This window comes from Flavobacterium sp. XS2P24, from assembly GCF_030010285.1.
GTDB lineage: Bacteria > Bacteroidota > Bacteroidia > Flavobacteriales > Flavobacteriaceae > Flavobacterium > Flavobacterium algoritolerans.
The window spans coordinates 105465-117656 of the sequence record NZ_JASCRU010000008.1 but is presented as its reverse complement, the minus strand read 5'-3'; the positions used below and the strand labels follow the sequence as shown (position 1 = coordinate 117656).

Annotated in this window: 9 protein-coding genes; 1 reads left to right on the top strand and 8 read right to left on the bottom strand. The window is 34.5% G+C overall.

Going from position 1 to position 12192, the window contains the following annotated elements; genetic code table 11:
- Positions 1 to 144: 144 nt before the first annotated feature.
- The 8 genes from QLS31_RS08265 to QLS31_RS08230 are packed head-to-tail and all read right to left on the bottom strand — an operon-like array spanning position 145 to position 11577.
- The gene (locus QLS31_RS08265; RefSeq protein ID WP_282743461.1) at positions 145 to 1941 is read right to left on the bottom strand and encodes a cbb3-type cytochrome c oxidase subunit I; all 1797 of its coding nucleotides are present in this window, start codon (positions 1939 to 1941) and stop codon (positions 145 to 147) included.
- A gap of 28 nt (positions 1942 to 1969) precedes the next feature.
- Positions 1970 to 3124 carry a cytochrome c oxidase subunit II gene (locus QLS31_RS08260; RefSeq protein WP_282743460.1) on the bottom strand — a complete coding sequence of 385 codons (1155 nt, stop codon included), beginning with the start codon at positions 3122 to 3124 and terminating at the stop codon, positions 1970 to 1972.
- A gap of 19 nt (positions 3125 to 3143) precedes the next feature.
- Positions 3144 to 4619 (bottom strand): quinol:cytochrome C oxidoreductase, encoded by a 1476-nt coding sequence (locus QLS31_RS08255; protein ID WP_282743459.1) that lies wholly within the window; start codon positions 4617 to 4619, stop codon positions 3144 to 3146.
- A 27-nt stretch (positions 4620 to 4646) separates the two neighbouring features.
- A complete protein-coding gene (locus tag QLS31_RS08250) occupies positions 4647 to 5192 on the bottom strand; it encodes a cytochrome c (protein WP_282710861.1) in 546 nt (181 codons plus the stop codon).
- Between the two features lie 8 nt (positions 5193 to 5200).
- Entirely contained in the window at positions 5201 to 5725 is a 525-nt protein-coding gene (locus QLS31_RS08245) for a DUF3341 domain-containing protein (protein ID WP_099714289.1), read from the bottom strand.
- On the bottom strand, positions 5718 to 7121 hold the full coding sequence (gene nrfD / locus QLS31_RS08240; protein WP_099714288.1) for an NrfD/PsrC family molybdoenzyme membrane anchor subunit: 1404 nt from the start codon (positions 7119 to 7121) through the stop codon (positions 5718 to 5720). Before nrfD ends, QLS31_RS08245 begins: the two co-directional genes overlap by 8 nt.
- A 38-nt stretch (positions 7122 to 7159) precedes the next feature.
- Positions 7160 to 10216 carry a TAT-variant-translocated molybdopterin oxidoreductase gene (locus tag QLS31_RS08235; RefSeq protein ID WP_282743458.1) on the bottom strand — a complete coding sequence of 1019 codons (3057 nt, stop codon included), beginning with the start codon at positions 10214 to 10216 and terminating at the stop codon, positions 7160 to 7162.
- 29 nt (positions 10217 to 10245) lie between these two features.
- A complete protein-coding gene (locus QLS31_RS08230; RefSeq protein ID WP_282743457.1) occupies positions 10246 to 11577 on the bottom strand; it encodes a c-type cytochrome in 1332 nt (443 codons plus the stop codon).
- Between the two features lie 215 nt (positions 11578 to 11792).
- Between QLS31_RS08230 and QLS31_RS08225 the strand changes: the two genes are divergently transcribed.
- Positions 11793 to 12182, top strand: coding sequence for an SPOR domain-containing protein (locus tag QLS31_RS08225; protein WP_099714285.1), 390 nt, complete (start codon positions 11793 to 11795; stop codon positions 12180 to 12182).
- The last annotated feature ends 10 nt before the right edge of the window (positions 12183 to 12192 follow it).

The window sequence follows — 12192 nt, the reverse complement described above, 5'->3', positions numbered from 1 at the left end:
TTTATTACAATAACGATAGAATCAAGTCTAATTTAAACAAAATGAGCCCGATACAATATCGAGCTCATTATTATCAAAATTAATTATAAATTTGTCTAAACTTTTGGGTGCAGTCTAACTTTCGCAGAGGCTTTTCTTTATATTTTAGTGATGTAAAACTTCTTCACCTTCTTTCATTGGAACGTTTTGAGGTACAAAATCCACATCGTGTGATGGATTACTGTAGTCATAAGGCCAACGATATACGTGAGGGATTTCACCTGGCCAGTTACCGTGCATGTGTTCAACTGGTGCTGTCCATTCTAATGTATTCGATTTCCAAGGATTCATTACAGATTTTTTACCGTAGAAGATACTAACGAAAAAGTTGTATAAGAAAACCAATTGAAAAACTCCTCCAATTAATGCAAATGTTGTGATTAAAACGTTTACGTTTTGTAAATCATCAAATAATGGGAAGTTTGTGTTTGTATAGTAACGTCTTGGTAAACCAGCTAATCCGATAAAGTGCATTGGGAAGAAAACTCCATAAGCACAGATTGCAGTTACCCAAAAGTGTACATATCCAAGGTTCTTGTTTAACATTCTTCCGAACATTCTTGGAAACCAATGGTAAATACCAGCAAACATTCCGTAAAGAGCAGAAATACCCATTACTAAGTGAAAGTGAGCTACAACAAAGTACGTATCATGAACATTAATATCAAGCGTACTGTCTCCAAGAATAATTCCCGTCAAACCACCTGTAATAAATGTAGAAACTAAACCAATTGAAAACAACATAGCCGGATTCAACTGTAAGTTACCTTTCCAAAGTGTTGTGATGTAATTAAACGCTTTTACAGCTGAAGGAATAGCAATCAATAATGTTGTAAAGGTAAATACAGATCCTAAAAATGGATTCATACCTGAGATAAACATGTGGTGACCCCAAACAATTGTTGATAAGAAAGCAATTGCCAAAATTGACATAATCATCGCTCTGTAACCAAAAATTGGTTTACGTGAATTTGTTGCAATAACTTCCGAAGTAATACCCAAAGCAGGTAATAAAACGATATAAACTTCAGGGTGTCCTAAGAACCAAAATAAGTGCTCGAACAATACTGGTGAACCACCTTGATAATGTAATACTTCTCCAGCAATATAAATATCCGATAAGAAGAATGAAGTTCCAAAACTTCTATCAAAAATCAACAATAATGCTGCAGATAAAAGAACCGGGAAAGAAACTATACCGATAATTGCCGTTACAAAGAAAGCCCAAATGGTAAGTGGCAATCTAGTCATAGTCATCCCTTTAGTTCTTAAATTAATTACTGTCACTACGTAATTCAAAGAACCCATCAAAGAAGATGCAATAAAGATAGCCATAGAAACTAACCATAATGTCATCCCTAAACCTGAACCAGGGATAGCTTGTGGCAATGCACTCAAGGGTGGATAAATAGTCCATCCTGCAGATGCAGGTCCTGCTTCAACAAAAAGAGAACTAACCATGATTATACTTGACAAGAAGAACAACCAGTATGATATCATGTTCATAAAACCAGATGCCATATCTCGTGCACCAATCTGAAGCGGTATCAATAAGTTACTAAAAGTACCACTTAAAGCGGCGGTTAATACAAAGAAAACCATTATAGTTCCGTGTATAGTAACCAATGCCAAATAAATATCATTTGTCATTACTCCGTTTGGAGCAAATTTATCACCAAGTAAAATATTGAAAATTTTAAATGATTCTTCTGGCCATGCCAATTGCATTCTAAATAGCATAGACATTCCTACTCCAATAATTCCCATAATGATACCCGTAATTAGGTATTGTTTGGCAATCATTTTATGATCAATACTAAAAATATATTTAGTAATAAAAGTGTCTTTATGGTGATGTTCGTGTTCGTGATCTATTTCGTGATCGTGACCTTCTGCTGACATATATGTTTACTTTAAATTTTCTTATTAATTATTTCATGGTTACGGCAACCGCTGCAGTATCTTTTGCTTTTGTAGAATCTGTACCAGATGCTCCATCAGTAGCAGCAGGTTCCGCCATTGCAGCTTTTACTTCACTTACAATTGTAGCTTTATCTTTCAACCATGCTTTATAGTCTTCAGGTGTGTCTACAATAATTTTCATTTGCATGTTATAATGTGATGCTCCACAAATTTTATTACAAAGCAATAAGTAATCAAACGTGTAAGGATCTAAAGCAGTTTCACCTTTAGCAACTAACTCTATACTTTTCTTAGATCTTAAAGCATTTATATTAGCTACTTTTTCTACCATAAACGGCAATTCTCTATACTCTGCAGTAGTGTATATTGGCTCAAAAGCAAATTGTGTAACCATACCAGGAACACAGTTCATTTGTGCTCTAAAGTGAGGCATGTATGCAGAGTGCAAAACATCTTGAGAACGCATTTTGAAAAGAATTTTTTTACCTTTAGGAATATGCAATTCAGTTACTACAATATCATCTTGTGCATATGGATCAGCTAAATCAACACCTACAGCATTTGCTCCTTCAATAAATCTAACATTAGCTTTCCCTAATACATTATCATTACCTGAATATCTAGCTTTCCAGTTGAACTGTTGTGCATACAATTCAATAACTATTGTATCCTCATCTTCATCAACAAACATAATATTTGTCCAAGCGAAAAGACCATAAAGAATCAATCCTGCTAAAACTACAGCTGGAATTACACTCCAAATAGCCTCTAACTTATTATTATCAGCAAAATAAAGTGCTTTTTGATCTTTTTTCCCTCTGTATTTGAAAGCAAAATAATGCAACAATACTTGAGTAATAGCCTGAACTATAAAAATAAGAACCCATGTAATATTCATTAAATTATCTACTTCACCACCATGTGCAGAAGCTGGCGTATGAAGAACAAGAGGTCCCCATTTAAACAAACCATAAATTGAAAAAATATAAATGAAAGCCAAGAAACCAAACATCAAATAACCTTGAACGTTATTATCGTTATCTGTAGCTATTTCTGTACTATCTGAATTAGATCCAACTTGCGTCAGGTCGAATATTTTAGTCAATTGCCATAAAGCAACAGCTAATAAAACTAAAACTATAATTACCAACAAACTTGTCATCTGTTTTTTTCTTTAAATATTAATAATGAAAATGTTTACTTTCTTCAATGAAAGGATTTCTTTTTGCTAACAAAGGAGCTTTAGTTAACGCTGTGAAAACAACATAAATAAATAATCCTAAGAAGAAAAGAACGGATGCTATTTCAGGTATACCAATAAACCATCTGTCTCCTACAGTTCCCGGCATAATCATATTAAAGAAATCAATATAATGACCTGCTAGTATTACAATTCCTGCCATAACTAGTACCCATGTAATTCTCTTGAAATCTGTATTAATTAATATTAATAAAGGGAATAAAAAATTCATTACTACAGCACCAAAGAATGGAAGATTATACAATTCAATTCTAGTGATAAAATATGTTACCTCTTCAGGAATATTTGCATACCATATCAACATGAATTGTGAGAACCATAAATATGTCCAGAATACACTTAATCCAAACATGAATTTTGCTAAATCGTGTATATGACTTGTATTTACATGCTCTAAATATCCTCTAGATTTTAGGTATAAAGTAACTAAAGCAATTGTAGTAATTCCACTAACAAAGAAACTAGCAAATACATACCATCCAAATAATGTACTGAACCAATGCGGGGCAATAGACATTATCCAATCCCAAGACATTATAGATTCTGATACTATAAAGAAAACTAAAAACATTGCTGATATGTTGAAGTTTTTCTTGTAAAATGAGTTGTCATTTGATTCATCTTGAGCCAAACAGTTTTTTCTTGAAAAATATTGGTATAAACTCCAACCTGTCAAAAATATAGCCGCTCTAACGATCCAAAAAGGAAAGTTTAAATAACCTGTTTTATTAGCGATTAGTTTATCATGAGCAACAACTTCAGGATCTAACCATATAAAAATGTGATTAAAGTGTAATCCACATAATATTAGAATAACAAAAAAAATAACAGAACCAACTGGTAAATAAGATGTTACACCCTGCATAACTCTAAATAATACTGGAGACCATCCAGCCTGAGCTACTTGTTGAATTGCATAAAAAACTAAAACCCCAAGAGAAACAAGCATAAAGAAAATACAAGCAACATATAAAGCAGACCAAGGTTTGTTTTGTAGTTGGTGTAACACATGATTCAAATGCTCAGTATGTTCTGCTTCTTCACTAACATCGTGACCTTCTTTTTTAATAGCTGCTTCAGCGTGAACTGGTTCAGCATGTGCTTCTTCAGCAACTTTAGTTGTATCACCTGTTGGAGCAACAGCTTCGTGAGATTCCTCGATTTTTTTCTCTTCGGTAGCTTCACTATGGGTAGCAGCAGCTTCATGGGAAGGTTCAGCAGCAGCAGCCCCTTCATGTTTAGCTTCACCATGACCACCATGACTTTCGGCCGCAAGAAGCTTTTCAACTTCTTGAATATCTTTAGGTGCAGTTAAAAAACCATATCCAATTCCTAAAAGACCTACAGCCATTAAGATGAAAGAAAAAGTTTTTAATTTACTTGAAAATGTATACATATCTATTACGATCAGTTTGTTCAACAATTATAATTCGCTTTTTAGTTTTAGAACATAGTCAGTAACTAACCAACGTTCATGGGCACTCAATTGGTTAGCATGCGAACCCATTGAATTTAAACCATAAGTTATAACATGAAAAATACTTCCTTCAGTGATAACTCTATCTTTATAACTAGGAACACCCAGAAATTTTTCTCTTTCTACAAGCTTTCCTTTTCCGTTACCAGAAGCACCATGGCAACTGATACAATATATTTCAAAAAGCTCTTTTCCTTTATCAGAGTCTCTGCTTAAAGAATCCAACGGAGATTTAAGATTTGCTTTTGCTAACTCATATCCTGCAGTAGAATTTTCATATTCAAAAGGCTCAAACCCTCTGTTAATAGTTCCTGCAGCTGGAAGTTGACCTTCTTTACCGTCTTTAAATGCATTTGATTCAGAATAAGTTTCATACCCTACTGATTCATACATATTTGGAAAATACTGATAGTTCGGTTTCGCATTATTATGGCAAGATGAAACTAAAATAGTTATGCCAAATAAAAGTGTTATTTTATATACGCTTTTCATATCTATAATTAATGCTTTTCTATTACTTTAACTTCTACAGCTCCCGTGCTTTGGAAAAAAGAAACTAATTCTTCTTCATTGTCATTTACAGCAACTTCCATTAAAAAATGGTCATCTGTAGTTCTTACATCCGGATTTTCTGCTTCTTTGAAAGGCCATAATTTACTTCTCATATAAAAAGTAATAACCATTAAGTGAGCAGCAAAAAATACAGTAAGTTCAAACATGATTGGAACAAAAGCCGGCATGTTTTCAATATAACTAAAACTTGGTTTTCCACCAATATCTTGTGGCCAATCTTGAATCATGATATAATTCATCATAGCTGTTGCTACCGAGATTCCAACACATCCATAAAGAAAAGCACAAATAGCTAATCTTGTAGGTGCAATTCCCATAGCTTTATCCAAACCGTGAACCGGGAATGGAGTAAAAACTTCTTCAATATGATGATGAGCTGCTCTGGTTTTTTTAACCGCATCCATCAATATATCATCGTCATTATAAATGGCGTATATTACTTTATTACTCATGGTGTGAATCTTTATTTGCTTCTCTTTCTCTTTTGTAATTATCTCCAGTTCCTTTCAAAATTGTTTTTACCTCTGCTTGTGCAATTACAGGGAATGTTCTTGAATACAATAAGAACAATACAAAGAAGAAACCTATTGTTCCAATGAAAATTCCAATATCAACAAATGTAGGTGAAAACATTGTCCAAGAAGATGGTAAATAATCTCTGTGTAACGAAGTTACGATAATTACAAATCTCTCAAACCACATTCCAATATTTACAACTATCGAAATTATAAACGAGAACATGATACTTGTTCTTAATTTTTTGAACCACATAAATTGTGGAGAAAAAACATTACAAGTCATCATTGACCAATATGCCCACCAGTAAGGTCCGGTAGCTCTATTCAAGAAAGCATATTGCTCATATTCTACACCAGAATACCATGCAACAAATAGTTCCGTTATATAGGCAACCCCAACAATAGAACCTGTAATCATGATAACGATATTCATCAACTCAATGTGTTGAATCGTAATATAAGCTTCTAAATTAGATACTTTTCTCATAATGATAAGCAAAGTATTTACCATTGCAAATCCAGAAAAAACCGCTCCAGCAACAAAGTACGGAGGGAAAATTGTAGTATGCCATCCAGGAATAACGGATGTAGCAAAGTCCATAGATACAATAGTATGCACTGAAAGTACAAGTGGAGTAGCTAAACCTGCAAGTACCAAAGATACTTCTTCAAAACGTTGCCAGTCTTTTGCTCTACCGCTCCATCCAAAACTTAATATAGAATACACTCTTTTATTAAAAGGAGTAATAGCTCTATCACGTAACATGGCAAAATCAGGTAATAAACCAGTCCACCAGAATACTAATGAAACCGAAAGATACGTTGAAATTGCAAATACGTCCCAAAGTAATGGCGAGTTAAAGTTTACCCAAAGAGAACCAAATTGATTCGGAATTGGTAAAACCCAATACGCTAACCATGGACGCCCCATGTGAATGATTGGAAATAAACCTGCTTGAATAACTGAGAAAATTGTCATTGCTTCTGCAGAACGGTTAATCGCCATTCTCCAACGTTGACGGAAAAGTAATAATACCGCCGAAATAAGTGTTCCTGCGTGACCAATACCAACCCACCAAACAAAGTTCGTGATATCCCAAGCCCATCCTACAGTTTTATTTAATCCCCATGTTCCAATACCTGTAGATACGGTGTAAATTATACAGCCAAGTCCCCAAAGGAAGGCTATTAATGCGATTGAAAATACAATCCACCAATGTTTGTTTGCTTTACCTTCAACAGGCGCAGCTACATCTACAGTTACATCGTGATAAGATTTATCACCTATAACTAAGGGTTTTCTAATGGTTGCTTCGTAGTGAGACGACATAATCCTTTATATTGATTCTTAATTAATTATTTTTTGTACTAGGTATTTCTAACTTTAACGTGGTAAATCACATTTGGTTTTGTTCCAACATGCTCCAATAAATGATACATTCTTTCGTCAGCAGCTAACTTAGTCACTTCCGCTTCTTTATCATTTACATCACCAAAAATCATTGCTCCAGTAGAACAAGCATTTGAACATGCAGTTTGGAATTCACCATCAACGATTGCTCTTCCTTCTCTTTTTGCTTTCAAAATTGTTGCTTGTGTCATTTGAATACACATCGAACATTTCTCCATAACTCCACGAGAACGAACATTAACATCTGGATTCAATACCATACGTCCTAAATCGTCATTCATATGATAATCGAATTCACTGTTTTTGTTGTACAAGAACCAGTTAAAACGACGCACTTTATACGGACAGTTGTTAGCGCAATAACGCGTTCCAACACATCTGTTATAAGCCATATGGTTTTGACCTTGACGTGAGTGTGAAGTTGCAGCAACTGGACAAACCGTTTCACAAGGTGCATGATTACAATGTTGACACATTACAGGTTGAAAAGAAACTTGTGGGTTATCACCCGCTTTTTCCATTTCATTAAATGTAGACAATGAACTTGATAAACCTGCAATATTTTCTTTTCTTTCGTTATCGCCTTCAAAAGTACTTTCAGAAGAATAATATCTATCAATACGCAACCAATGCATATCACGACTTCTTCTAACTTCTGATTTTCCAACAACAGGAACGTTGTTTTCAGCATGACAAGCAATCACACAAGCACCACAACCGGTACAAGCATTCAAGTCAATAGAAAGATTAAAATGGTGACCCGTTGAACGATCAAATGAATCCCATAAATCTACTTTAGTTGCTTCAACTTCTTTATGATCCAATGAAACCATTGGTTGTTCATTCCAAACGTGAGCATCTTTTGTATTGAAAATTTCTAAAGAAGTTTCTTTAATGATATCTCCTCTTCCCATTAATGTTTTCTGGCCTTGAACACAAGCAAACTCATGTTCTCCTCCAGCTTTCGCCAATGTTACAGACTGTACATTATTAAAACCTTTATATAAAGAGTAGGCATTTAAACCCACCATCATTTCTTCTTTCAAAGCCGCTTTACGACCGTAACCTAATGCTAAACCGATAGTTCCAACAGCTTGTCCTGGTTGAACGATTACTGGAACATTTTCTAATTTAACTCCATCAGCAGTAGTAATAGTAGCATAACTTCCGTTTAAACCACCATTTGCAACGATTTCATTAGAAAGTTCATATTTCTTAGCATCAGCATTCGAAACAGTAACATAATTATCCCAAGAAACTCTTGTAATTGGATCCGGAAACTCTTGCAGCCAAGGGTTATTAGCTTGCTGTCCATCTCCCATACCTGTTTTAGTATACAAAACAAGCTCTAGTCCTTGAGAAGCTTTTGATTTTGCTAAAGCATTTGCAGCTGCGCTATAATCAGCAGAACCAGCAGATGCAGTTGGAACAACTCCAACATAAACACCATCATGTAACACTTTGTTCCAAGTAGAACCAGTTATTATAGTTGACGCATTAGCTTTAATATAATCGTAGAATGTACCTGTCAATCCATTTAAAGACAACAATACATCTTGAAATTGTTTTGTAACAAAAAGAGGACGAATAGCAGGCTGAGTAATTCCGTAAGTTCCTTTGGTGATACTTACATCATTCCATGACTCTAAATAATGAGGAACAGCCGCTGCAATAGTACTTACTAAAGCAGTTTCATCTTCTTTTAAAGAAAACGCAACTGATGTTTTTACTTTTTTAAGTCCTTCTACAAAAGAAGCACTATCTGCTAAAGTATAAACCGGATTAACACCACTCATTACCAAAGTATGAACGCTTCCCGCTTTCATATCACTGATTAATTGAGCAACTTTTGCATCAGATCCTTTTCTGATTTGTCTTACTCCAGAAGTACTGAAAGCTTCACTTGCCAACACTTGGTTGATAGCTAAAACTAACAATTGAGCATTTTTATCTTGAATACCAGATACCAACACTCCTTTTGAACCAGCAGCTTTCAATTGTTGAGCTGCTTTTGTAACTTCTGCTTTAAATTTATCTTCTAAACTTACAGCAACAGCAGAACCCGTTACAATATTATATATATGAACTAATGCTAGTTTTTGATTAGCAGTAGACATTGGTAAACGCTTATCAGCAGCAGCACCAGACAAAGTCATGTTTGCTTCTAATTGGAAATGACGAGACATCTTTCCTGCTTTAGGAATTCTACCTTTAGCATAACCTGAATCAAATCCTCCACCTTGCCAATCTCCAAGGAAATCAGCTCCTACAGAAACTATTAGCGAAGCTTTAGAAAAATCATAATCAACCAAAGCTCTTTCTCCATATACCGTTTCGAAAGCATCTAATGCTTCAGATTCAGATACAGCATCATAAACAACATGTTTAGCATTTGGATTTTTACCGATAAACTCAGCAATCAACTTTTCTGTTGACGGACTAGCCAATGTGTTTGTTAAAAGCACTACTTGACCACCTTTTGCAGCAGCATCAGCTATACTTGATTTAATTTTAGAATCAACAGCAGACCAAGTTGAATTTTTACCTTCAATTTTTGGCTCTTTCAAACGCATACTATCATATAAAGACAGAATAGACGCATGAACTCTTGCATTAGCACTAAACTTAGCTCCTGCAATAGTATTATTATCTATTTTAATAGGACGCCCTTCACGAGTTTTTACCAAAAGATTAGCAAAATCAAATCCATCAAAAACAGAAGTTGCATAATAATCAGCTACTCCAGGAATGATTTGTTCCGGCTGAAGTACATAAGGTATTGACTTGTTCACAGGACCTTCGCAAGCTGCAAGCGTAGCCGCTGCAGTACTAAAACCAACGTACTTTAAAAAATCACGACGTGATGTTGATGAAGATGACAAAGCGTCATTATTTCCTAAAAACTCGTCAGTAGGAATTTCTTCAACAAATTCGTTATTTCTAAGCGCCTCAACAATAGAACTATTTTTGTCTAGTTCTTCAACACTTTTCCAGTATTTTTTGTTTGATGACATATATAAATATTAAAATCTTAATAATTTGATTAATAGTGGCATTTACCACATTCTAAACCTCCCATTTGCGCCGCAGTCAATTTGTCTACACCGTATTTCTTAGAAAGTTCTTCATGAATTTTAGTATAATATTCATTGCCTTCCATTTTAACATCAGTTTTTCTGTGGCAATCAATACACCAACCCATTGTTAATGGAGCAAATTGTTTTTGAATTTCATACTCTTGAACCGGACCGTGACACGTTTGACATTCAATTCCGGCAACAGTTACGTGCTGAGAGTGATTAAAATAAACGAAGTCAGGTAAATTATGAATACGAACCCATTTTACAGGCTGCGTTTTTCCAGTATAACTTTGAGTTGTTTTATCCCAACCAACCGCAGTATATAATTTTTGGATTTGCTCATCATAAAATGCTTTGCTGTACTCAGGAGTAGCAGTAGTTTCAGCAACTTCAGCAATATTCTTATGACAGTTCATACAAACATTCAAAGAAGGAATTCCTGCATTTTTACTAACTCTGGCTGCAGAGTGACAATACTTACAATTGATTTCATTATCACCAGCATGTATTTTATGCGAATAATGAATTGGTTGAATTGGAGCGTAATCCTGATCAACACCAACTTGCATTAAAAATCCGTAAACAAAATAAGCACTCGCCAAAAGCAAAAATATTGCCGTAACTAAAATCAAAAACTGATTTTTAGCAAAAGCTTTCCATATAGGAGTTGTTGGAGTTTTCGGAGCTACTTCAATACCATTTGCTTTTGCTACTTTAGATAAAACTCTGTTTACCAAAAACAACATCACAACCAGAATAACCATAACAAGCGCCAAAGCACCTAATATAATATTGTTTGAAATACCGCTATCTGCAGCTGGCTTACCAGGAACTTCAACTCCAGGAGCTGGAGCAGCAGCTTCAGCTTTAGGCTCTGAAGTATAAGCAATGATGTTATCAATATCAGCATCTGATAATTGAGGAAAAGCAGACATTACAGCCTTATTGTTTTCTTCAAACACTTTTACAGCTTGAGCATCGCCAGATTTAATTAAGTCTGAACTATTATGAACCCACTTATGAAGCCATGCAGCATCATATTTAGCAGCCACACCTCTAAGAGCCGGACCTGTTGCTTTAGCATCAAGTTTGTGACATGCAGCACAGTTAGCATTAAAAAGCTCTTTACCCTTTACCGGGTCCGCACTTTGAGAAGTAGCTGAAGCATCCGGAGCTGCAGCATCAGCCGCAGGAGTAGCTTCTTGAGCAAATGAAGTAAAGGAAATAGATAGCATCAAAGCTATGCTAAAAAATAATTTCCTTGAGATCGAATTATGGTTACCCACCTTTTTCATATAGTATAATGATTATCTACTAAAAATTGGCACAGTTTTTTCTAATTGAATTATAGAAACTGATCCTTTATTTAAAAACTTGGACAAAAATACGACTTAAGAACTATTCTCAAAACCTTAAAATAGTCTTAATTTCAATTTATATTAATTCTAAATAACATTTAGTATTTGCTATCAGTCATTAAATATTACTTTTGCACAAAAACAATCACATTATGAGAATTTTAGCCCTTAGAAAAGCATTTTTTATCTCTCTTACCTTATTTATTTCCTATAGTAATGCATATGCCCAAGACGGAAACATCAGGGTAAATCAAGACTCTAAATTTGAACAATTATTAAATGAAAAGAGAAAAACAAATGTTTCAAACACTGTAAATGACTATTATAAAATTCAAATTTTCAGTGGAGACAGCGAAAAAGCAAAAAAAACGTTAAATGATTTTAAGCAAGAATTCAGAGACATTGATGGAACTATTATTTTCTTTACGCCAAATTACAAAGTTTGGGTTGGGAATTTCAAAACACGAATTGAAGCAGAACGAAATCTCATCGAAATTAAAAAAAGCTACAGCAATGTACATTTAATAAAGCCTAATAAATAAAAAAAGACAC

Excerpts from the sequence above, each read along its gene's own strand:
- QLS31_RS08265 (WP_282743461.1), bottom strand. The coding sequence starts at position 1,941 with ATGTCAGCAGAAGGTCACGATCACGAAATAGATCACGAACACGAACAT.
- QLS31_RS08260 (WP_282743460.1), bottom strand. The coding sequence starts at position 3,124 with ATGACAAGTTTGTTGGTAATTATAGTTTTAGTTTTATTAGCTGTTGCT.
- QLS31_RS08255 (WP_282743459.1), bottom strand. The coding sequence starts at position 4,619 with ATGTATACATTTTCAAGTAAATTAAAAACTTTTTCTTTCATCTTAATG.
- QLS31_RS08250 (WP_282710861.1), bottom strand. The coding sequence starts at position 5,192 with ATGAAAAGCGTATATAAAATAACACTTTTATTTGGCATAACTATTTTA.
- QLS31_RS08245 (WP_099714289.1), bottom strand. The coding sequence starts at position 5,725 with ATGAGTAATAAAGTAATATACGCCATTTATAATGACGATGATATATTG.
- nrfD (WP_099714288.1), bottom strand. The coding sequence starts at position 7,121 with ATGTCGTCTCACTACGAAGCAACCATTAGAAAACCCTTAGTTATAGGT.
- QLS31_RS08235 (WP_282743458.1), bottom strand. The coding sequence starts at position 10,216 with ATGTCATCAAACAAAAAATACTGGAAAAGTGTTGAAGAACTAGACAAA.
- QLS31_RS08230 (WP_282743457.1), bottom strand. The coding sequence starts at position 11,577 with ATGAAAAAGGTGGGTAACCATAATTCGATCTCAAGGAAATTATTTTTT.
- QLS31_RS08225 (WP_099714285.1), top strand. The coding sequence starts at position 11,793 with ATGAGAATTTTAGCCCTTAGAAAAGCATTTTTTATCTCTCTTACCTTA.